At 70.7% G+C, this 21,815-nt stretch carries 21 protein-coding genes; 11 read left to right on the top strand and 10 right to left on the bottom strand.

What is annotated here, in order from left to right:
* Positions 1 to 218: 218 nt before the first annotated feature.
* Entirely contained in the window at positions 219 to 947 is a 729-nt protein-coding gene (locus tag BJ999_RS26055; RefSeq protein ID WP_179835720.1) for an SDR family NAD(P)-dependent oxidoreductase, read from the bottom strand.
* 133 nt (positions 948 to 1,080) lie between these two features.
* On the opposite strand from BJ999_RS26055, the gene BJ999_RS26050 reads away from it, so the two are divergent.
* A complete protein-coding gene (locus BJ999_RS26050; RefSeq protein WP_218935236.1) occupies positions 1,081 to 1,422 on the top strand; it encodes a hypothetical protein in 342 nt (113 codons plus the stop codon).
* A gap of 114 nt (positions 1,423 to 1,536) precedes the next feature.
* Here BJ999_RS26050 and BJ999_RS26045 read toward each other — a convergent pair whose 3' ends face one another.
* The 7 genes from BJ999_RS26045 to BJ999_RS26015 all read right to left on the bottom strand — a co-directional run bounded on the left by BJ999_RS26045 (position 1,537) and on the right by BJ999_RS26015 (position 6,787).
* Positions 1,537 to 2,445, bottom strand: coding sequence for an RNA polymerase sigma-70 factor (locus BJ999_RS26045; RefSeq protein WP_179835719.1), 909 nt, complete (start codon positions 2,443 to 2,445; stop codon positions 1,537 to 1,539).
* A gap of 334 nt (positions 2,446 to 2,779) precedes the next feature.
* Positions 2,780 to 3,874 carry a ferritin-like domain-containing protein gene (locus BJ999_RS26040; RefSeq protein ID WP_179835718.1) on the bottom strand — a complete coding sequence of 365 codons (1,095 nt, stop codon included), beginning with the start codon at positions 3,872 to 3,874 and terminating at the stop codon, positions 2,780 to 2,782.
* 37 nt (positions 3,875 to 3,911) lie between these two features.
* Positions 3,912 to 4,139, bottom strand: a complete 228-nt coding sequence (locus BJ999_RS26035; RefSeq protein ID WP_179835717.1) for a hypothetical protein — start codon at positions 4,137 to 4,139, stop codon at positions 3,912 to 3,914.
* Complete coding sequence (locus BJ999_RS26030; RefSeq protein ID WP_179835716.1) at positions 4,139 to 4,540, bottom strand: hypothetical protein; 402 nt, start codon at positions 4,538 to 4,540, stop codon at positions 4,139 to 4,141. The genes BJ999_RS26035 and BJ999_RS26030 overlap by 1 nt, the downstream gene beginning before the upstream one ends.
* An 87-nt stretch (positions 4,541 to 4,627) precedes the next feature.
* Entirely contained in the window at positions 4,628 to 5,065 is a 438-nt protein-coding gene (locus BJ999_RS26025; RefSeq protein ID WP_179835715.1) for a cupin domain-containing protein, read from the bottom strand.
* A gap of 36 nt (positions 5,066 to 5,101) precedes the next feature.
* Entirely contained in the window at positions 5,102 to 5,860 is a 759-nt protein-coding gene (locus BJ999_RS26020; protein ID WP_179835714.1) for an SDR family oxidoreductase, read from the bottom strand.
* A gap of 219 nt (positions 5,861 to 6,079) precedes the next feature.
* Positions 6,080 to 6,787: an MFS transporter gene (locus tag BJ999_RS26015; RefSeq protein WP_218935235.1), complete on the bottom strand. Its 708-nt coding sequence runs from the start codon at positions 6,785 to 6,787 to the stop codon at positions 6,080 to 6,082.
* Here BJ999_RS26015 and BJ999_RS44100 point away from each other — a divergent pair.
* The 3 genes from BJ999_RS44100 (at position 6,687) to BJ999_RS26005 (ending at position 10,156) form a co-directional block, all read left to right on the top strand.
* A complete protein-coding gene (locus BJ999_RS44100) occupies positions 6,687 to 7,058 on the top strand; it encodes an alcohol dehydrogenase catalytic domain-containing protein (protein ID WP_373292925.1) in 372 nt (123 codons plus the stop codon). The genes BJ999_RS26015 and BJ999_RS44100 overlap by 101 nt on opposite strands.
* Positions 7,010 to 7,738 carry a zinc-binding dehydrogenase gene (locus BJ999_RS26010; protein ID WP_179835713.1) on the top strand — a complete coding sequence of 243 codons (729 nt, stop codon included), beginning with the start codon at positions 7,010 to 7,012 and terminating at the stop codon, positions 7,736 to 7,738. Before BJ999_RS44100 ends, BJ999_RS26010 begins: the two co-directional genes overlap by 49 nt.
* Positions 7,739 to 8,512: 774 nt before the next feature.
* Entirely contained in the window at positions 8,513 to 10,156 is a 1,644-nt protein-coding gene (locus BJ999_RS26005; RefSeq protein ID WP_179835712.1) for a Na+/H+ antiporter, read from the top strand.
* A gap of 198 nt (positions 10,157 to 10,354) precedes the next feature.
* Here BJ999_RS26005 and BJ999_RS26000 read toward each other — a convergent pair whose 3' ends face one another.
* Positions 10,355 to 11,185 (bottom strand): SDR family oxidoreductase, encoded by an 831-nt coding sequence (locus BJ999_RS26000; RefSeq protein ID WP_229810782.1) that lies wholly within the window; start codon positions 11,183 to 11,185, stop codon positions 10,355 to 10,357.
* Positions 11,186 to 11,382: 197 nt separating this feature from the next.
* On the opposite strand from BJ999_RS26000, the gene BJ999_RS25995 reads away from it, so the two are divergent.
* Positions 11,383 to 14,133 (top strand): ATP-binding protein, encoded by a 2,751-nt coding sequence (locus BJ999_RS25995; protein WP_229810781.1) that lies wholly within the window; start codon positions 11,383 to 11,385, stop codon positions 14,131 to 14,133.
* A gap of 390 nt (positions 14,134 to 14,523) precedes the next feature.
* Entirely contained in the window at positions 14,524 to 15,072 is a 549-nt protein-coding gene (locus BJ999_RS25990; protein WP_179835710.1) for an NAD(P)-binding domain-containing protein, read from the top strand.
* A gap of 22 nt (positions 15,073 to 15,094) precedes the next feature.
* Here BJ999_RS25990 and BJ999_RS25985 read toward each other — a convergent pair whose 3' ends face one another.
* A complete protein-coding gene (locus tag BJ999_RS25985) occupies positions 15,095 to 15,700 on the bottom strand; it encodes an LLM class flavin-dependent oxidoreductase (RefSeq protein ID WP_179835709.1) in 606 nt (201 codons plus the stop codon).
* 377 nt (positions 15,701 to 16,077) lie between these two features.
* Here BJ999_RS25985 and BJ999_RS25980 point away from each other — a divergent pair, with 377 nt between their 5' ends.
* From BJ999_RS25980 to BJ999_RS25960, 5 genes are all read left to right on the top strand, one after another.
* The gene (locus tag BJ999_RS25980; RefSeq protein ID WP_179835708.1) at positions 16,078 to 18,336 is read left to right on the top strand and encodes an ATP-binding protein; all 2,259 of its coding nucleotides are present in this window, start codon (positions 16,078 to 16,080) and stop codon (positions 18,334 to 18,336) included.
* Between the two features lie 419 nt (positions 18,337 to 18,755).
* Positions 18,756 to 19,460 (top strand): hypothetical protein, encoded by a 705-nt coding sequence (locus BJ999_RS25975; RefSeq protein ID WP_179835707.1) that lies wholly within the window; start codon positions 18,756 to 18,758, stop codon positions 19,458 to 19,460.
* 44 nt (positions 19,461 to 19,504) lie between these two features.
* On the top strand, positions 19,505 to 20,389 hold the full coding sequence (locus BJ999_RS25970; RefSeq protein WP_179835706.1) for an NPCBM/NEW2 domain-containing protein: 885 nt from the start codon (positions 19,505 to 19,507) through the stop codon (positions 20,387 to 20,389).
* A gap of 16 nt (positions 20,390 to 20,405) precedes the next feature.
* The gene (locus tag BJ999_RS25965; RefSeq protein WP_179835705.1) at positions 20,406 to 20,852 is read left to right on the top strand and encodes a hypothetical protein; all 447 of its coding nucleotides are present in this window, start codon (positions 20,406 to 20,408) and stop codon (positions 20,850 to 20,852) included.
* 429 nt (positions 20,853 to 21,281) lie between these two features.
* Positions 21,282 to 21,629: a hypothetical protein gene (locus BJ999_RS25960; protein WP_179835704.1), complete on the top strand. Its 348-nt coding sequence runs from the start codon at positions 21,282 to 21,284 to the stop codon at positions 21,627 to 21,629.
* Positions 21,630 to 21,815 lie beyond the last annotated feature (186 nt).

Below are 21,815 nucleotides of genomic sequence, written 5' to 3'. Positions count from 1 at the left end.
TTGCCAGCTAAGACCGGACAGCTCGCCGAGTTGTGACCCCTTCGGCGCCGCGGCGGCGGCACGATTCAGACGGGCCTACCTGTAAGACCGGCGGCGTCGAGGATGGAGGCGACCACTGCCTCCGGCGGGTGGTGTAGGCGTCCCAGAACCGGGCCGTGGCCTTGACCGTCAGGTACAGGAGCACCGCCCCCGGGACCCGGCCGTTTGAGATCGCTCTCCTACCTGGTCTGGTCGGTCGGGCGGACGAGGATCTCGTTGACAGCGACGTGCTCGGGCTGGGTGACCGCGTACACGACGGCGTTGGCGATGTCCTCGGGCTGCAGGGTGCGCATGGCGGCGGCCATGTCCCGTGCGAGGGCCCGCATCGTGGGATCTGTGTTGTGGCTGATCAGCTCGGTCGCGACGAAGCCGGGCTCGACGACCACCACGCGAACGCCCTGGGCCGTGACCTCCTGCCGCAGCGCCTCGGAGAAGGCGGTGATGCCGAACTTCGTGGCGCCGTAGACGCCGCTGTAGGCCGACGCGACCCGGCCCGAGGTCGAGGAGATCTGCACGATGGTGCCCTTGGCCTTCAGCAGGTGCGGCAATGCCGCGTGGACCATGTACATCGACCCGAGCAGGTTGGTCTCGACCATGCGCGTCCATTCGGCGGTGTCCGCACCCGCGATCGGGCCGTTGAGCATCACGCCGGCGTTGTTCACCAGGACGTCCAGGGCGCCGAAGCGCTCGACGGTCGCGGAGACCGCCGCTCGCACCGACTCCTGGTCGGTCACGTCCAGATCGAGGGTCAGGACCTCGCCCGGCGCCGTGCGCGCGAGAGACTCCAGCCGACCGGCGCGCCGGGCTCCGGCGGCGACGCGGGCGCCCTCCGCCGAGAAGGCCAGTGCCGTGGCCTCGCCGATGCCCGAGGACGCTCCGGTGACGAGGACGACCTTGCCGTTGAACATGTCGTGCACTTTCAGCCTTCCAGTAGGTACGCGGCGGCCGCCGGAGCACGGATCCGCCGCGCCCCGGGTGTCACCCGGTCGCCAGCTAAGACAGGCGACCCGCCCGGACTGTGACGGCCCCATCGAAATGCGCGTGCTCACCCTCGTCCGCGCGGAGCCTGTCACGGATAAGCGGGCTGTCCGGTCTATCCAGGGGACCGATCCCGCCATTTCCATGAAAGGAGAGCAAGACGTGCCATCCTCCACTGAGGGCGACGAACTCAGCTTCGAGCAGGACATCAAGCCTCTGTTCCGCACGAAGGACCGCGCCGCGATGCTGACCCGTTTCGACCTGTTCGATCATGCCGACGTCTCCGAGCACGCCGACGCCATCATCGGTTCCCTGCTGAGCGGGCGAATGCCATGCGACGGCGCATGGCCCGAGGCGGACCTGGAGAAACTCCAGCGGTGGATCGACATGGGCAAACCCGCCTGAGGGACGGCAGCACGAAGTACCAGTCGCCCATGACCGGCAGGGCAGGTTGTGGGCGGCCGGCCCCGGCTCGGCCCTGGTGCGGCCACCCAACGGGGTGGCGGGTCGCGCGGGAGGTCAGGTGACGACCCTCGCGGCGGTGATCTTGGCGGGGTTCATCATCCATAGCACCTGGCCGATGCCCTGGTCGGTGCCGTCGACGGTGAGGACGGTGAAGGTCCGGTCGTCGCGCTGGAGCAGGGCGGCCCACTGGCCGTTCACGTTGGCCCACTGCACGTCGACCCCGTCCCAGAACTGGTTCGCGAACGCCCGGACGTACTTGGCGACACGGACCGCGCCCACCACGGGGAAACGGGACGCCCGGACGGCGCCGCCGCCGTCGGAGTAGCTGACCGCGTCCGCGGCGAGGAGTTCCTCCAGAGCGGCCATGTCGCCGGCGCGGGCAGCGGCGACGAAGGCGGTCAGCAGCCTGCGCTGCTCGGCGCCGGTCACCGGTGCCCGCCGCTCGGACCGCAGGTGCTTGCGGGCCCTGCTGACCAGCTGCCGGACCGCCGCCTCCCCGGCCTGGAGGATCCCGGCGATCTGCGGATAGGGATACTCGAACGCCTCTCGCAGGACATAGGCGGCGCGTTCGGTGGGCGACAGCCGTTCCAGGAGCATCAGGACCGCGAAGCTGAGCGCTTCGCCGCGTTCAGCGCCCAGGTACGGATCGGCGCCGGTATCGACGGGTTCGGGCAGCCAGGGACCGATGTAGCTTTCCCGGCGGACCCGCGCGGACTGCAGGACGTTGATCGCCAGCCGCGTGGTGGTCGTCGCCAGGAACGCGGCGGGGTCGGCCACGGCGGCGTGGTCGTAGGTCTGCCACCGCAGCCAGACGTCCTGCACCAGATCCTCGGCCTCGGTGACGCTGCCCAGCATCCGGTAGGCGATCCCGAACAGCCGTCGCCGCACCTCGGCGAAGACCGCCGCGGCGTGGTCGAGATCGCCCGCCGCCGGGTCCTCGCCCGGTCCGCCGTCCGCCACCATGATCGCCCCCGTTCGGATCGCGGGCCGGTCCGCTCTCACCTGCCCTCGGACAGCTCAGACAAGGCAAGCCGCTCTTCTGTGACAGTAACCGCTACCGGTTCGAGATGGTGGAGCGCCTGCGAGGGTGCGCCCGTCCGCGCGACGACACCGCGTCCGGCGTTCGCTCAGGTGGTCTCACCCTGCTTCGGGCGCTTCCTCACCTAAGTCGGTCTTCCGGTGGGCGCCGTCGCAACAGCGTCACCACCCTCCTGCGGGTCTCCAGCGCCGCCCGTCCGCGCAGGAACGGGATCCCGCCGTGCGCGGGGTACGGGCCGTGAGGGAGCACGTTGGTGCGCTACGGCTCGTCGCCGGCGGTCCCACCGCGCTCATCCGGCGAGACGTACTCGAACGTGGGGCCGGCCGTGGTGCCGTCGCCGTCGGGCGTGCGCATCAGCGCCCGGGCCTGCGCCTTGAGCTTGTACATGGTGGTGACGGCGACTCCGAGCAGCCGCGGGCTGCCGTTGAAGGCGCGTTCCAGCAGGTGCAGGAGAGTGCAGTACGTCCGGTTGAACTCCTCCTGGGCCGCGCGGATCGCGCTGCCCTTAGCATGGTCGGCGATCTTGGGGTTGGGCCGCATCGGCAGGACGCCGGTGAAGTCCACGCCGACCGGCTCGCCAGTGGGCCCGGAACGCGGGGTGTCGCCCTGGCGGTAGCGGCGGCCGGCTTTGAGCTCCTGGAAGCGGTAGTAGTGGGCGACCTCGTCCCGGTCGGGGTGGTGGACGTCGGGGTCGCCGTCCCAGACCGCGCCGCGGGAGGTGCCTTCGCCCTCCTCGACGATCTCCTCCAGCGCGGCCAGCGCCGAGGCCGGATCGGTGACCGCGATCATCCGTCCGGCGGTGTGCTGGAAGTTCCCGGCGTGGATCTGGCGGGACGGATCGCCCGAGAAGACCTCCGCCTCGCCGAGCCGGTCGCACAGGCCGCGCAGCCCGGCCTCGATCGCGCCGTAGAACTGCCCGATCGTCTCGTAGCGGTCGCCTTCGGCGGGGGCACCAGGCGGTGCCGGCTGCTCCAGGCGGAGGAACATCTCGATCGCCGCGTCGCCGAACGGGAGCAGCGACAGCTCCAGCGCGGGGTCACCGTGCGGCAGTCGCCGGGGGTGCGGCGGCAGCAGCTCCGGCGCGTCCAGCCGCGGGCTCCCGCCGACGGCGTTGAGCAGGTTCGCCGCCAGCACCAGGTGCAGCATCTCCTCGATGAAGACGCCCGCCACCGCGTCCGCAGCCTCGGGGTTGCGTTCCGGGTCGATCGAGTAGAGCGCGCACAGGTACGGCGGCAGGGTCGCGTGCGCCAGCTCGATCGCCCACTGCAGGTGCTCGCGGAGATCGTCGATCGTGGCGATTCCGGTCGAGGGGACGGGAACGGGGGCATGCTGCCGCCCGGCCGGGTGATTCATGGGTGTCTCGCTTCGGATGTCGTGAGGTGGGCGGGGGTCAGGCGCCTTCGCCGGGGTTCCGCCCCGCGGACCGGGGACCGGACTCCAGTGCCTCTGCCGCGCCGAGCAGGTTGCGGAGCTCGACCTCCTCGGCCTCGGCTTCGGCCGGGTCGAACAGCCACCCGGAGACCGGCTGAGCGGCGGCCCGCGCCGGGTCACTCGCCTCGGCCAGCTTCAACTCGGCCTCGACCTCCGCCTTGAACTCGTCGCCGGTCGGGGTGCTCATCAGTCCTCCACACACGGATCGTTCGGATGGCCGCCCGGCCGGACGCCTGGTCGCGTGGACCAGCTGCACCGAGATCTGCCCGGAGGCGAACAGGCGGGTGAAGCTCTCGCTCTGGCGGGCCGCCAGGGCGTGGGCGCGGCCGGCATCGGCTCCAGCAGGATCGGCCGGACCCCGAACCGCTCCGCCGCCCACGCCACCGGGCCGCCGACGCCAGCGCCCACGTCCAGCAGGACCGATCCGGGCCTCAGCTCGCATGCCTCCGCCGGCCAGGCCCACGCCGCCGGGTTCGCACTGCCGCGGCAGGCGGCTGGGATCGCGTACCGGTCCCCGAGCCGCTCGACGGCGTCGGCGGTCCACCCGGCGACGTCATCGAACTCGGCGACCATCGCCGATGCGGTCATGAGGAGCCTCCCCGTACAGATCGGATGCGGCGGTTCTCCGACGGCCGAACCGTCGTTGGCGCGGTGGTCGGGGCATCTCGCCGATGGTCAGGAATCCCGGGGGACCCGCAGGTGCGCGCGTTCGGCGAGCTCGATGTCGTCCACGAGCGTCAGCATCGGCTTGCCGGGCTCGCAGAGCATGGTGACGACGAACCGGACCGGCATGTCGTCGCGGTTGTTGCCGTCCTGGTAGTGGATGACGTCGCCGCCGGGCTCCCAGAACGCCTCGCCCGCCGGGACGGGCCGGGGCGCCTGCCCTTCGAGCTCCATCAGCATCTCGCCCTCCAGCACGTAACCGAACGCCGGGCCGGGGTGCCGGTGCGGCGGCGCGCCGGGGTCGCCGGGCGGGTACTCGATGACCACGGTCATGGCGTGCGCGCCGGCCGGGATGAAGGGCGGCTCGACCTCCTGGACGGTGGTGAGCGCGGTCCGCCACGCGGTCGATCTGGGCTTCGGCTCGGCGGCGGTGGAGTCAGGGCCGGACATGGCGGCGCCTCCTCGGCTCGTCGGTGCGGACGGCGGTCACTTGACGGGGTTCGCGGCCAGCCAGTCGGCGTACGTGATCTCGCCGAGGGTCGCGGCGCCCTCGTCCGGGACGAGGTCGCGCTCGTGCATCTCGGCGCCGAAGTAGTGCGCGTGCGGGTCGGTGACCACTTCGCGCGGGTCGCCCCACGCGGCCAGCGCCTTGCGGAAGAACTCGTCCATCCGGGACACCTCGGGGCCTGCGATCTGGAGGCGGCCGTTCAGCGGCGCGCCCGCCGCGGTCTGGGCGACCGTCCGGGACACCTCCTTGCCCGCGATGGGCTGGAACAGCACCGGCGGCATCGGGACCGTGTTGCCGGCGGCGGCGGCCTCGTCGGCGATCCTGCGGCCGAACTCGAAGAACTGCGTCGCGTGGATCAGCGAGAACGGGATCGGCGACTCCGAGATCAGCTTCTCCTGCGCGACCTTCGCCCGGAAGTAACCGATGTCGGGCCGCCGGTCGGTGTTCACGATCGTCAGCGCGACGTGGTGGCCCACGCCCGCCTTCTTCTCCGCCTCCAGCAGGTTGCCGGTCGAGGTCGTGAAGAAGTTCAGCACCGCCGCGTCCTCGAAGGACGGCGAGTTGGACACGTCGATCACCACGGACGCGCCCTCCAGCGCCTCGGCCAGCCCCTCGCCCGTGAGCGTGTTCACGCCCGTGTTCGGCGCGGCCGGCACCGCCTCGTGCCCGTGCTGCCGGAGCATCTCCACGGCCTTCGAACCGATCAGGCCGGTGCCGCCGATGACCACGATCTTCATGAGTCCCCTTCCTGTCCGCCGGGCCGTCGGTCACCGCCCGGTCGCCAGCTAAGACAGGGCACCCGTCCGGGCTGTGACAGCTCCGGCGAAGATTCCCGGAGGCTGCCCGCTTAGGGCCGCAGCCGTCACAAACCCCGGCCTTCGGTCGTCTTCGCAGCTGGCCGAGCCCATGCGGCGACGGAAGCAAAACCATGCCGCCAGCAGGTCCGGCATGTATTGCTACCGAGCCCCTTGGCCGCGTCGATGACTCGCCGTGTTCTCGTGACCGCGCGGGGCCGGGCTCGCCGGCCGTGACGGTTCGTTGCTCCTGATCAGCCATAGGCCCGTGAACACGGCTGTGGCCAAGGTGACGGCGCCGGCCACGACGAAGGCGCTGTTGAGGCCCTCCTCGAAGGTGGCGCCTCCGGACTCCCGGGTGCGGACGACGGCTCCGAGCAGCGCCACGCCGAGGACCGCGCCGATCTGCCGGGTGGTGCTGCTGACGCCCGACGCCAGGCCGCCCTCCTGTGGGCTGACCGACTGGATGGCGGCGCCGGTCAGCGGGGACATGGTCAGGGCGAATCCGATACCGATGACGGCCAGCCGCCACCAGACGTTCGCGTAGCCGGTGTCGGCGTGCACGAAGCCCAGGGCCAGCAGTCCCAGCCCGGCCAGCGTCAGGCCGATGGTGACCATGATCCGGAAGCCGTACCGGGCGGCGAACCGGCCCGCGAACGGGCTGATGACGACCATCGCGAGCGTGGCGGGCAGGGTCTGCACCCCGGCTCGCAGGATCGAGCTGCCCTGGACGTAGACGAAGAACTGGGAGAAGAAGAACGACGAGCCCATGAGCGCGAAACCGACCACGATCATCGCCGTGTTGAAGACCGTGAACAGCCGTGCCCGCAACCCGGGCACGCCGGATGGCCGCGGGCGACCGGTCACCATGCGCCGCTCCCGGGCGGCCACGCGCTCGGGCCGCGGTAGCTTCGCCGATATCTGGCCCGCGACCTTCCCCGAGGGACAGGGCAACGACTTCGCCGGATGGGTGGTCAGCACAGGTGAGGGCGTGACCGGTTTCGCCGCGGGCGATGAGGTCATCGGGTTCGCTCCCCGCGCGGCGCAGGCCGACTACGTGGCCCTGGACGCCGATGCCGTAGCACTCGACCGGTGGGTGTCTCCTGGGAGGAGGCGGCGACGCTGCCGGCGGTCGGGGTGACGGCCTGGGCGGCGGTCGATGCCGTTCAGCCCCGGCCGGGAGAGACCGTGGTGGTGTCGGCCGAGGCAGGCGGCGTCGGCGTCCTGGCCGCGCAGCTCGTGCGGCTGCGCGGCGCCACCGTCGTCGGTACCGCCGGGGGGCACAACTTCGACTTCCTCCGCTCCCTGGGGATCGTCCCTGTCTCGCACGGCCCTGGGCTGGCCGAGGAGATCAGGAAGGTGGCACCCGAGGGCGTGGACGCCTACATCGACACCTTCGGCGGGGGCAACGTCGACATCGCCATCGCGCTCGGTGTCCCGGCACACCGGATCAACACCGTCGCCGACCCCCTGGCGGTCCGCCGCTACGGCGTGCACGGCCGGGCCCAGGAGGACGCGTTCTCCCCTGTGCTGGTCGCCGAGCTGGCCGACCTGGTCGCCCGCGGCCGGCTGGCCGTGCCGATCAACACGGTGTATCCGCTGGAACGGGTCGGCGAGGCCTATGTCGAGCCGGCTCGGCGTCACACCCGAGGCAAGATCGTGCTTAGCTCGTTCCCGAGGCCGACCGCGAGCGGGAGCGCCGGGCCCTGTTCGGTGACAGGTCCAGCAACCCGACGTAGGGCGCGACAACCGCAGCCGGCGCGGGGAGGACCCTGGCCTCCCGGCCGGCGACCCGCGTCCGCATGGATCGGCGCACTTTGATCCGACAGTGCGCCGACCAGCTCGACCAGGCCGGCCGGGGTCAGCTGGCGACCTCGCCGCCGACGCGCGCAGCGCCGCCACCGAGGTGCCACCGAGGCGGCACCGCGCCTCTCCCGGTCGAGGAGGCGCCGACGGGGTCAGCCGATATAGCAGTGTGCGCATTCGACCACGTTGCGGCGCTTGTAGACGGCTGGGTCGAAGACCAGCGGGCGCCCGCCGCGCGAGCCGCGGCGGGCGCGTCCAGTCCGCTAGTCGGCGCGTTCGGGGATGGTGACCCCGATTGGATCTTGGTGTCAGGCCGCCCCGGTGGCCGCCCCGGTGACCGCCCGAGTGCCTGCCCGGCCGCCGGTGCCCGGTTCGTCCCATCCGGTTCCCCTTTTTGGGGCTTCGGCAGCATGCTGACGCGCGCACGATGGCGAAATCGACGCTGACGGTCCAGTCGATGCGGCCGGCCAAGTCGTCGTGGTCCTGCACGTGGGTTCGGCCCACCGGCCACCCCGAGCGGGCTGCGCGGGCAAAGGCGGCTCGATCCGCGCCCCGCCGTATGGGTCAACTCATGCCGTCACGCCACGACACTCCATCGGCCCACACCCGCCAGATCGTCCTCAGCGGAACACCAAGATCGACCGAACGCGCCCTAGTAGTGAGGTGGCCTTTCTCGAACATTTCTTTGCTTCCGCTGATGCCTGCCGACTTCGGTGACCGTGACAAGGTCGGCCCGGGAGGGGTCGGGGAAGTCCGATCTCCGTGGGCAAGCGGGAGAGAGGTGTCGTGATGGTCCTGGCGACTGTTGTGGTCATCGTGGCCGCAGTCCTGCTCCTGACATGGGCGGCGCGCCACCTGCAGATCAGTGAGCCTCTGCTGTTGCTGGCCGGCGGGTGCTTGATCGGTCTGACTCCGGCCTTTGACTCGGTGTCCTTCCCGTCGGAGCTGGTGCTGCTGCTGTTCCTGCCCGCCTTGCTGTACTGGGAGGCGCTGACCACGTCGCTGCGGGAGATCCGGAGCAACCTGCGGTCGATTACGTTGCAGGCTACGGGCCTTGTGCTCGTCACTGCTGCGGCGGTGGCCGCGGTCGCGCACGCGATGGGATTCAGCTGGCCGGTCGGGTTCGTACTGGGCGCGGTGTTGGCTCCTACCGACGCCGTCGCGGTGGCAGCCGTTGCCAAGGGACTGCCGCGCAGGTGGCTGACTATGCTGCGGGCGGAGAGCCTGATCAACGACGGAACCGCGCTGGTGCTGTTCGCGGTGGCCGTGGACGTGGCCGTGGAGCAGCACCCGTTCTCCTTGCCCGGCACCACCCTGCGGTTCGTCGGCTCCTACGCCGGCGGCGTCGCAATCGGGATCGCTGTGGCCGCTGTCGTGGTCGCGCTGCGCCGCCGGATGCGCGAGCCGGTGCTGCAGAGCGCGCTCAGCGTCCTCACCCCGTTCGCGGCCTTCCTTCCCGCCGAGTTGGCGCACGTGTCCGGGGTGCTCGCCGTGGTCACGTGCGGTCTCATCCTCAGTCAGTTCGGGCCCCGCGTGATCGGGTCGGCCGCCCGCCTCCAGGCCGTCTCGTTCTGGGAGGTCACCAGCTTCGTGCTGAACGGCGCATTGTTCGTCATGATCGGGATGCAGCTGCCCGGGGCGGTGCGGGGACTGTCATCGATCTCGCTTCCGCGCGCCGTCGGGATCGCCGGGGCCGTCAGCGCGATCGTCATCGGCACCCGCATGGCGTGGTTCTACACCATTCCCCATCTCGTCCGACTGCTGGATCGCCGCCCGCAGCAGCGTCTGCGGCGCATCAGCGCCCGGCACCGGCTCCCGCTGGCCTGGGCGGGCATGCGCGGGGCGGTGTCGCTTGCGGCCGCACTCGCGGTGCCGACGACGATGGCGAACGGCCTCCCGCTGGCCTACCGAGACGCGATCGTCTTCATCACCGTCGTCGTCATCGTGGTGACGTTTGTGGCGCTGGGCCAGCCGCTTCCGGCAGTTCTGCGCTGGGCGAGGCTACCCGCCGACACTGCGGAACCGGCCGAGGAGGAGATGGCGCTGCGTCGCATCGCCGAGGCGGCGCTTGAGGCGCTGCCGCGGCAAGCCGCTCGGCTGGACGTTCCTGAGCCGGAGGTCGCCGCGATCTCGGCCGAACTGCGCGCGCAGGCCGATGACACGAGCAACAATGCGCTGGCCGAGCGGGCCAGGCTCAGGAAGGTGGAACTGCAGCATGCGCTGCTGAGCGTCAAGCGCACTGCCTTGGTACGGCTGCGCGACGAACGACGCATCGACGACATCGTGCTCCGGCGGATTCAAGAGCTGCTCGACGTCGAAGAGGTCCGGCTGCAAGAGGAGTCCGCGCATGCGGTCGCCGCTGCTGAGGGCGAGCGGCGCACCTCGGACAGGATGCCGGACGACGACGCCGATTCCAGCGAGAACTCGTCCTGACGAGCGGTCTGTCTGTGGCTGTTGGGCGGGCGTACTCGCCGGGCGCACTCGCCTGGCCGACTGAGGCTGCCATCACCGAGGTGGGTGCCATGAGGCGATGCCGGCCTAGTTCCGTCGCGACGCCGCCGGCGTTTCTGCCGGCGGCACCGCGACAGCGCCCCCGAGGCGCTCACGTCGGTGGCATGGGGCGCCCGGCGGTCAGACGGCTTGTGCGGTGGGAAGGATGGTGATCTCTGTGAGGTTGACGTGGCGCGGCACGGAGGCGATGAAGGCGACCGTCTCGGCGACGTCTTCGGACTGCAGGCAGTCGATCTGCCGCAGCAGGTCGGCCATGAGCCGGGTGGCGTCAGGGTCGGTGACGTGATCGGGCAGCTCGGTGTCGACCATGCCCGGTTCCACGGTGGAGACGCGCACCATCTTGCGCCCCAACTCGGTACGCAGGAGACGGGTCAAGTGGCTGAGATAGGCCTTCGTGCCGGAGTAGACGGAGAATTTCTCCAGCACCCGGGTGGCCGCGATCGACGACGTTGTGATCAGGTCGGCGGGCCGGCCCTCAGCGGCGACCAGCTCCAGTGAGCGCACGAACGCCTCGATGGTGTTCATCACGCCCTTGATGTTGAGGTCGATCTGGGCGCTCCAGTCCTCCACCTTCAAATCGCCGATCTGGGAGATGAGCTGTACGCCTGCGTTGGCGAAGACCAGGTCCACGGGGCCGAGGTCAGCGGTGACGCGGTCGGCGGCGGCCAGGACGGCGGCGCGGTCCGTGACGTCAGTCGGCAGCGCGAGCGCGGCGCCGCCCCCGCCGGCGATGCGCTCGGCGGCGGCCTCAAGACGGTCCTTGCGGCGGGCCAACAGGGCGACCTTGGCGCCCAGTTGCGCCAGACGCTCGGCGGTGGCCTCACCGATGCCGCTGGAGGCGCCTGTCACCACGGCGACCCGGCCCTCCAACGGCGTTCCTGTGATGATCTGACTCATGAGTGCCCCCTGGTCGTTTCGGCTATGTGTCGATGCTGCCAACGGCTTCGACACGTTGGCATCGGTAACGATCGCCGATGTTCGTCCCTAGGCGATCGGCCCTGCGCACGCTCGGCTGTGCCCGCCATCACCCGGGAACCGCCGACCCCGGCGGGGGGCGACCCCACCGCCAGGTGCCGGGGAGTCCTGGACACCGGTTTTCGCAGGTCACGGAGTACGCTGATATTCAGCCCTCGGAGCTGCCCCGACTGGTGATCAATTTGCTTTCCCGTCCTGATTCCGCAGCGCTCGTCGGCCGGCAGAAGGAGTACGAACGGCTGGCCACGCTGGTGGAGGCTGCCCGTGGGGGATGCGGCGGCGCGTTGGTGGTCCGGGGCGAGCCGGGGATCGGCAAGTCCGCGTTGCTGGAGGCCGCGTCCGCGACGCCGGGTTTCGAGGTGTTGCGGTGTGCGGGGGTCGAGTTCGAGATGGAACTGGCCTTCGGGGCGTTGCACCAGCTGTGCGCACCGTTGATGGACCGGCTGGGACGCCTGCCGCGTCCACAGCAGGACGCCCTGAGCACGATCTTCGGCTTGCGTGAGGGCGAGGCGCCGAATCGGTTCCTGGTCGGTCTGGCGGTGCTCACCCTCCTGTCGGAGGTCGCCGGTCGGCGTCCGCTGATCTGCGTGGTCGACGATGCGCATTGGCTGGATCACGCCTCGGCGCAGGTACTGGGATTCGTGGCCCACAGGATCGGCTCGGAGCCGGTCGCATTGATCTTCGCCTGCCGTGAGCCTGATGACCGTCAAGAGCTGGCACGACTGCCTGAGGTGCTCATTGGCGGCTTGGGCCAGGCCGACGCTCGCGCACTTCTGGCTTCTCAACTCCACGCCGCCGTTGACGAGGGAGTGCACGAGCGCGTCATCGCCGAGGCGCGGGGCAATCCCCTGGCGCTGCTGGAGTTGTCGCACAGCACCGGATCCGCCGAACTGTCAGGTGGGTTCGCAGGCTCCGATGGGCACTATGTGCTGCCCCCGATCGAAAGGAGCTTTCAGCGACGGCTGAAGGACCTACCCAGGCAGACCTTTCTGTTGTTGCTGGTGGCGGCGGTCGAGCCTGTCGGCGATCTGGCGTTGCTGTGCCGGGCCGCCGGGTTGCTCGGTGTCGGGATCGAGGCGGCGGCGCCTGCGCAGGCGGCCGGGCTGGTGGACATCGGGGTCGCGTTGCGGTTCCGGCATCCGCTCGTGCGTTCGGCGATCTACCGCGCCGCCTCACCACAGGACAGGCGCAGTGCGCATGAAGCGCTCGCCGAAGCCACCGACCCGTCCGCCGATCCCGACCGCCGTGCCTGGCACCGGGGACAGGCCACCGCCGGCCCCGACGCGGAGGTCGCCGACGAACTCGAACGCTGCGCCGACCGGGCCGCGAAGCGCGGCGGCCTGGCCTCGGTCGCCGCCTTCCTGCAGAACGCGGCCTTCCTTACCGCCGAGACGTCTCCCCGGAACCGCAGAGCGTTGGCGGCCGCGCAGGCCAAGCTCGACGCCGGTGAACCCGAGGAGGCGTTGCGCCTGCTGGTCTCAGTGAAGACCGCGACCTTGGACCAGGCTCAGAGAGCCGCTGCCGAGACGCTGCGCGCGCGGATCGCCTTCAGCGCGAAGCGGGACGATGACGCGGTCGCTATGCTCCTGCGCGCGGCGGCGCTCACCGCGCCGGTCGACGCCCGGTCGGCGCGCGAGATCTTCCTGGAGGCGCTCGCGGCAGTGCTGTTCGCCGGCCGGTTCGGTCCCGCGCCGCGTCTGGCCGATACCGCCGAGGCTGCCCGCACGGTCCTGCCCGCCCCCTTGCCGGCACGACCGCTCGACCTGCTCCTCGACGGGCTGACCACCGAGGTCACGCGGGGACTTCCGGTCGCTGCGCCGCTCCTGCGGGACGCCATCGGCGCCTACAGGGGACGAGAACCCGGGTGTGGCTGGATGTGGCTCGCGTGCAGCGCGGCGATGGACCTGTGGGACGACGAGGCGTGGCGGGTACTCGCCGACCGCCAGGTCGACATCGCCCGCCGGGACGGGGCGCTGGCGTTCCTCCCCGTGGGGTTGAGCTACAGGGCCCTCGCACATATCCACGCGGGGCAGTTCTCCGCCGCCGCGGCGCTTATCGACGAGGCGTACTGCGTCGCCGCGGACATCGGCACGCCGGCCCTTGTTTACGTGGACATCACCCTCGCCGCCTGGCGGGGAGACGGCGAACGCACCTCCGCTCTCGCCGAAGCGGGGGTGCGGGACGCGACAGGGCGTTTTGAGGGCAGGCTGCTGACCGCCGTGGAGTACGCCCAAGCCGTCCTGTTCAACGGGCTCGGCCGCTACGACGCCGCGCTGCGGGCATGCCGGCATGCCTGGGAACTCGACGAGCTCGGGTTCCAAGCATGGATCCCGGCAGAGTTCATCGAGGCCGCGGCCCGCGCCGGGCGGCGGGATCTCGCCGCCCGGGCGCTGGCGCGGCTGCGCGAGCGGACCGGCGTGACCGACACCGACTGGGGTGCGGGGGTCGAGCTTCGTTCACGAGCCCTTCTGGCTACCGGCCGCCAGGCAGAATCCCTCTACCGGAGTGCGATCAACCGGCTTTCCCAGTGCGAGGCCTTGGGGCACCTGGCACGCGCCCGACTGCTGTACGGCGAGTGGCTCCGCCGTGAGGGGCGGCGACGCGAAGCCCGCGAGCACCTGCACGCGGCACACGAGATGCTGTCCACCATGGGGGCCGCCGCGTTCGCCGAGCGAACAGCCCGCGAGCTGCGCGCCCTCGGCGAACGCCCCAGGGCAGGAGCGACGGACACGCTCGGCTCGCTCACTCCCCAAGAACTACAGATCGTGCAGTTGGTCGCCACCGGCGCCACGTCCAAAGAGGTCGCCGCCAAGCTGTTCCTGAGCCCTCGAACGGTCGACGCACATCTACGCAGCATCTTCCGCAAACTCAGCATCACCTCACGCCGCCAGTTGCGCGATCTTCCATTGCAGAAGCCGGCGTAGGAACACCCCCAGCCCCTGTCCGGTGGCTCCTGTGTTGAAGCAGAGGAGCACGCTGACCAGGGTGATCGCCGCTTGGCGGCGGGTGAACCCGCGCCTCCCCCGAGCTGGGGAGAAGACCCAGCCCGACATGTCCGAGATACCCTTGGACCACAGCGGCAACTTCGGTGCCGCTCATACCCGGGTGCTGAAGTTGCCGGCCAGAACAAGAGTTGCCCCCTCCAGCCCTGCTCCTGTGATCGGCGGTCACGGCCCGTGCCGCCGGGGACCGCCCGGCCGAGCCGCTGTGAGGACCGCTGGCGAGAAGGCGTACGAGTCATCGATGTGGCAGCCTTCCCGACTTTTGGATCACTCAACTATTCGTGGCGGGATCACCGCCCTCAAGGAGTCGGCATGAACATCACAGTGATCGGACGCGGGCGGGTCGGCGGCGGCCTGGCGCGCCTCTGGGAGAAGGCCGGCCACCAGGTCCGCACCCTCGGCCGCGACGGCGGCGACGCCTCGGACGCCGACGTCGTGGTGGTGGCGGTGCCCGGAGACACCATCGCCGAGGCACTGCGCAGGGTGACCGGTCTCAACGGGCAGGTGACCATCGACGCGACCAACCTCTACACCGAACGCGACAGCGCCTTCCCCTCCCTTGCCCACCAGGTGAAATCCATCATCGGCGGTCCCACCGCGAAATCCTTCTCCACCGTCTTCGCCGCCGCCTATGACCAGATCACCGCGCAGCGGGTGACACCGAGCAACCTCTTCGCCGCCGAGCCCGCCGCCAAGGACGTCACCGCCCGGCTCATCCGCGACGCCGGCTTTGACCCGGTCTACGTCGGCGACCTCGACCCGGGTGCGCGACTGCTGGAGGACAGTTCCGGCCTCACCCGCGCGCTGGCCGGGCAGATCGGCCCCTTCTTCTACCGCTACGCCGTCCCCGGAGAGTTGTAGCCGCGGAAGCCGGGCCGGGCCGTCAGTCCGTGACGCGGCTGGTCGCCTGATAGCAATGTCGATGGCTGTGGAACGGCATCACCAGCAGTCCGTCGGCGACCTCGGCCGCGGTCCGGGTCATCACCGGGCCCAGCGCGCCGAGCAGGACCGGCGGCACGCCGTACGGGTTCGGTCCGGGGACGAACGTCGCGGGCATCAGGGTGTGCTTGGTGAACTCGCCGCGGAAATCCAGCGGGGTGCCGTCCTGCCAGGAGTTCAGGATCGCCTTCACCGCGAGGACCGTCTCGCGCATCCGGGCTGCCGGCCTGCTCCAGGTCGAGCCGTACCGGTTCTCGATGTGCGGCCTGATCTGCGAGCCCAGTCCGAGCCGGAACCGCCCCTTGCTGAGCAGTTGCAGGTCGTAGGCCATGTTGGCCAGGTTCATCGGGCTGCGGGGGATCGCGATCGCGACGTTGGTCATCAGGTCGGTCGGCGGTACGTCCGACGAGCCGGCCGCGACGATCAGGGGCAGGAACACGTCGTGCGGGCCCTCGAACGTGAACAGGCCGTCCACCCCGGCGGCGATCAGTGCGCGGGCACGCTGCGCCGCCTCGTCCGGCCGGCCGTCCAGTTGCACATCCAGCTTCACTGGCCGATCTCCATTCGCGCAGAGCCGAGTGTCCGCCGGCGAGGGGCGAGGACGCCGCATCGAGCTTCGCATCTCAGACAAGCCGGCGGGAAGAGGCCGGGCTCGCCCCTCGGGTGGAGTTGAACGCCTCGCCGGCAGCGTTGTCCGGCGCGCACCCGGTTCCGCCCATCGACTGGACCCCGCCCAAGGCGCAGCAGGCCGCCGCTGTCCCTGACCTGCTCTTCGGCGTGCCAAAGAGTGGGCCTGATCCGGCCAGCGGACCCCGTGATGGCACGGTGGTCCCCGATGCCGGCCGTAAATACGCTGAGTCCCGCTGTGAGGTGACGAGCGTACGGAGGGACATGTTCTCCCACGGACACGCCGATGATCCTGTGGCGATGCGACGCGATCTGGTCAAGCAGTTGGCCCTCCTCCTCATCGACTGGGAGCACCGGCAGGGGCGGGCGGTGGACCGCGCGGACCTGGCCCGGCGGATCAATGTCTCCCGGAGCAGCCTCTACGCCTACCTGAACGGCACGACGCTGCCGTCCACCGCCGTCTTCGACCAGCTGCTCACCGCGCTGGGCGCGGATGCCGAGCGGCAGCGCCGGCTGAGCACGCTGCGCGACGACATCGAGGCGGCGCCGCAGCGCGGAGCGCGCGGTGCCGTGCCTCCCGCACCGCGCCAGCTCCCGTGCGTGACGGAACGGTTCGCCGGGCGCGGCGCCGAACTCGACCGGCTTGCGCACCTCCTGGACAAGCCCGGCGGCGTGGCGACGGTCATCGTCGCCATCGATGGAGCGCCCGGGGTCGGGAAGACCACGTTGGCATTGTGGTGGGCGCACCAACTGAAGGAGCGCTACCCGGACGGCCAACTCCACGTCGACCTGCACGGTTTCGAGCAGGATGGACCGCTCGACCCGGGCGAGGCGCTGCATCGGTTCCTGCACGCTCTGGGCGCTGCCCCGGAGGCGATTCCGGACGACTTGGACGGCAAGAGCGCGCTCTACCGCACCCTGCTGGCCGACCGGAAGATGTTGGTCGTGCTGGACGACGCGAGGTCGTCCGACCAGGTCCGGCCGCTGCTGCCCGGCGCAGGCCACTGCCTGGTGATCGTCACCAGCCGGGACCGGCTCGACGGCCTGGTCGTCCGGGAGGGCGCGCATCGCGTCACCCTGCCGGTGCTGCCGCGCCGGGAGGCGCGCGACCTGCTGCGGAGCTGGCTCGGCGCGGAGCGGGTCGCCGCAGAGGAGAGCGCCGCGGACGAGCTCATCGGCCTGTGCGCCGGGCTGCCGCTCGCGCTCAGCATGGTCGCGGCACGGGCGGCGGACCGCCCGGACTGGCGGCTCTCCGCACTCGCCTCCCGGTTGCGCGAGGCGCCCGACCGGCTCGGCGCGTTGGGAGAGGGCTCCGCCGACCTCGACCCGCGCTCGGTGTTCCGCGCCTCCTACACGCTCCTCCCCGAGCGGGCGGCACGGCTGTTCCGGCTGATCGGTGGCGCCTACCCCGACATCGACGCGTACGCCTGCCGCGCGCTGCTGGACGCCGACGCGCCGCCCACCGCCGAGCTCGACGCCCTGACCCGCGCCAACCTGCTCACCGAGCAGGTCATCGGCCGGTTCTCCGCACACGACCTGCTGCGGGAGTTCGCCCGCGACCTGGCGCGGCGCGGCGCCCCGGAGGAGGGCAGGAGCGCGATCGGGCGCGTCCTCGACTACTACCTGGGCACGGCGATTCGGGCGGCCCGGGCGATCGAGCCATGCCGCGAGGCCGACCTGCCGCCCGCGGGACCCGGGCGGCCGGGTCCCCTGCTCCGGGACCGGCCAGAGGCGATGGCGTGGTTCGCCGCCGAGATGCCCGTGCTGCAGGCGGCGATGAAGCACGCCGCCGCCGCGGGCTTCGACCAGCACGTCTGGCGGCTCGCCTGGGCCGCGACCGTCTTCCTGCGCCGCAGCGGGCGGCGCACCGAGCGGGTGGCGCTGCACCGGATCGGGCTGGACGCCGCGCGGCGCGCCGGGGACCGCGCCGTCCAGGCGACGTCGATGCGGCTGCTCGGCGACGGCCTGAACAGGCTGGGGCGGCAGGGGGATGCGCTGCCGCTGCTGCGGATGGCACTGGCAGAGTGCGAGAGCATCGGCGACGCGAGGGGCGTGTTCCAGACTCACCTGTCGCTCACCCGCCTGTACGACTCCCTCGGGAGCAACGCCGAGGCGCTCGCGCACGCGGAACGGGCACTCAGCGCCTCCACCGCGGTCGGCGATCCACTCGCCCGTGCGGACGGGATGATCCACGTCACCAAGCAGCGGGAACGGCTCCGTTCCTACGACGAGGCGCTGCCGCTGGGCCGCCGGGCGCTCGGCCTCTACCGGCGGATCGGCTACACGGAGGGCGAGGCCGAGGCGCTGCGTTCGCTGGGGCGGATCGAGCAGCGGCTCGGCCGTCTGGAGCAGGCGATCGTGCGGTTCGAACAGTCGCTGGAGCTCGACCGGCTGCTCGGCGACCGCTTCTGGACCGCGCACGTCCTCCGGGATCTCGCCGCGGCCCAACGGAAGGCCGGGAACCCGGGACGCGCCCGCACATGCCGCGCGGAGTCCCTCGCGATGTTCGAGGCGATGAACTATCCGGTCACGGACCTGAAGGGGGCGGAGGCTCATTGACGTCAGGGCAGTCCAGCGGCCTCCGAGCTCGACCCGACCCGGGAGGGCGTGCAGTTTGCGCGCCCGGCGGAACGCCTCGGCGACCAGGTCCACGCCAGGGAGTAGGCCGGAGGAAGGCGGGTGCTCAATGGCGCAGGTGCGCCATACCCGCGGGTAATCCGACCCTCCGGACTGGTCGCCCCCTCTCCGGGCCGACCGTTCCAAGATCAGTGATCAATTGACTGGCCTGCGTCTTCTCGAAGACCGGTGGAAATTGACGAGGCATGGTCCGAGTCAGGGGACATCCTTCCCGCCGCGCCTCGGCCGCCCCCGGCCGGAGACGACCAAGATGAAGGCGTTTCGGACGTCTTTCAGAGAGAGCCCCGCGACGGCGGGGCCGACACGGGGACAGCGCAACACGAACAGGAGGTCGCCCGGTCATGACCGAGTACTCGCAGACAGCGGTCATCGTGGTCGCCGATATGGCGGGCAGCGCGTCTCGCAACGACATGGGAAAGCGCCACGCGCGGAAGGAGATGTACGCCTGGCTGGAGCGGACGCTCGGCCCTGAGTGGTCTCGATGTGCTCGCGAGGACCGCGGCGACGGCGTCCTCATGCTCTGGCCGCTGTCGGTGCCGGACCCGGTGCCTCCGAAGGTCATCGTGTCCCGGCTCCTGCGGCTGCCCGAGACGGCCCCCGCCGGTCCGGAGCGTCCGCGCCTGCGCGTCGCGGTCCACATCGGGCAGACGTTCAGGGACGACCACGGCTTTGCCGGCGCCAGCATCGACGAGACGTTCCGGCTGAACGAGGCCGGCACCCTGAAGGCGTCGCTCGCCGAGGCACGCGGCCCGGTCGCCTATCTGCTCTCCGAAGACGTCCACAAGGCCGTCGTCCGGTACGGCTATGAGGACTTCGACCCCTCCAGCTTCCACCCCACCATCGTGAAGGTGAAGGAATCGACGCTGGAGGCCTGGCTTCACCTGCCGGCCGAGGACGAACTCGCGGCAAGGCTGGCCGCACAGGGCACCGCGACCGCCGACAACCCCACCGGTGAGCCGGGGCAGACCAATGGGGTCCATCTCAACATCGGCGGGAACGCGCAGATCTCCGGTACGTCCATTTCGGGAAGAGACCTGTACCTGTGACGACAAGGGCCCGTGCGGGCGAGGGCGCGGAAGTGGAGGCGTCCATGGGCCGGCCCGGAGGCGGCCGGACGCGGCGTGCCCTGCTGAGGATGCTGCTGATCCTGGTGGCCTGCGCGGCCGCCGGTGCGGCGGGGCGGATCTTCGGCGGCGACTGGGTATGGGGCGGGTTCGCCGCCGTCCTGATGCTGACCACGGTGATCGTCCTGCGCGGCGCATGGCAACCGGCCGGCCGCGGGACCGTCAACGCACAGGCGGCCACGCGGGACGCGTACATGACTCACAACCGCAGCTTCACCCTGAACGCGGGCGGGTTGAGCGCCGTCGTGGGCGCGGCGCTCATCATGGCGGTCAACGGCCTGCTGGTCGCGCACGTGTCGACGGATGTGCCCGGCGGGCGGTATTACCGGCCGACAAGTCCGGAACCCGGAGCCGATCGGAGGAGCACACCCCCCACCGCTGTCACTCCGGTCTTTCTGCGCGACCTGCCCAGGGAGCAGATCCGCGGCACGTCGGGGGTGTCCGTCGAGGCCGGCGCCCGAATCACGGGGAGGCAGTGCTCCCGCAGCATCTATCAGCCGGTGTCCGCGATCGGCCTGGCCCGGATCATCACCCTCACCCCCACCACGAGGTACCAGCGGTTCATGGCGCTGGCCGGGATGCCTGACGATGAGGACCTAAAGGCAAGCGTCGAGTTCGTCCTGCTCGGGGATGATCAGCGGGTGATCGGCCGCCGGACCGTGAGCCCCGGCAAGCCGGCCGAGTTCGACCAGGACATCTCGGCCTACGCGACCCTCTACCTTCGGGCCACCCTGCTCACATCGAAGAACGGCACCGAGTACGGCGGCGACTACCGAGCGGTCTGGGGGGACGCGCAGCTCCTTCCCGCGAACGGACAGCCCAGCGTCTGCCCGACCTCCGCCGGGAACTAGCCAGAAGGAGATGAGCATGGTGGCGGAGAAACTTGCGTCCGACGCGGTCGAGGTCCTCGCCACGGCCATCGTGAACCCGGCGGCCGTGGCGAGCTCCACCGAGCTCCACGACCTGGTGCGGCGGTGGTTCCGGCTGAACGGCCAGCTCGAGGCGTTCGAGGCGTTCCTGGCGAATCCGGGAGACGGCGCGTGGATGCGCGACCTGCTCCGGCAGGCCGTCGAACGCGATGCGGCCTTCGCGCGCTCCCTGTCCGCCGCGGTCGACCAGGCCCGCGCCACCACGCCGCCCCAGAGCAACAGCGTGCACCTGTACGCAGACGGGGCGCGCGGCGGGACGTTCCAGGTGGCCGGACGCGACTCCCACCGAAAGGTCGCCATCGACATCGGCGGCAGTGGTTTCGCCCTCCTCGCGGTGATCCTCGCTATCGGGATCGTCTTTGCCGTGCTTGCGCTACAGCACTGAGGGCGCCGGATCATGAACGATCGGCCGCCGTCAGGACCGCCCCGAGGAACGTCCTGGCCAATGATCCTGGAGCCGCGTCGCAGAGTCCTTCTGCGCGTTGTCGGCCCGCCGCTGGCCGGGGCCGGTCGGCAGTTGAAGCTATTTGCGTGAGAAGTACGCCGTCACAGACGGCGGTTCACGGAACGCGAAACCGATCATGCGCCCAGGTTCACGCACAATAAGTTCATGGGCTTCTTGTCTGTGCAATTACCGGCCACTTCCTCCCCGTCGGCCACTCGTGTCGCAGATCAGACAAACCTGCCGAGTCCACAAGAGGTGGCGGCGTGCAGTTTGAGTGCATTCCAGAGTTGTCCAGATTGGTACGTGCTCGGAGAAAGCCTCGGTGACCCTGGTGTGGCTTCCCCGCACCGACCAGACAGGGAGCCGACCATGTCCGACCAGAATGCCCCGTACCGGCGCGCCGACGGCCAGCCGGGCAACCCCTCCGACAGAAGGCCGGCCTCGGAAGTCCCCCCGCGGCCGGGTCCTCCTCGCCCGCAGCCGAGCGCCTACCGGCAGCGGGGGGCGGTGGCTCACCCGAAGACGACCTACATGGGGTTCTACTTCTGGTGGTGGCTGGGCGTGACCGCGCTCTTCCTGCTGGGAAGCTTCGGAGTCTTCGCCGGCGGAGCCGTCGGCGCAGGGTTCATCGGACTCCTCTGCACGGGGCTCTCCGCCCTGTACGTCCGCTACCTCTTCCGGGGCGGCCGTTTCCGAATGATCTTCATCATCTTCTGACCGCGGGCGCCGGCCGAAGGCACACCCGGACCAGCTCTCGCCCGGTGCCGGAGGATTTTCAGCGCATTCCAGCTCTTTCCAGCATCGGATCTATGCCCACCCGTTCCGTGATGTCGTAATGCAGCGGAAGCCTTCGCCCTGCCGGGCGGGACATTTCAGGGGACACGCGCAGTGAGCGACCCATAG

The sequence above is a fragment of the Actinomadura citrea genome, from assembly GCF_013409045.1.
In the GTDB taxonomy this organism is placed as follows: domain Bacteria; phylum Actinomycetota; class Actinomycetes; order Streptosporangiales; family Streptosporangiaceae; genus Spirillospora; species Spirillospora citrea.
The sequence above is the reverse complement of the archived record's forward strand: the minus strand, read 5'-3'. Positions and strand labels throughout refer to the sequence as shown.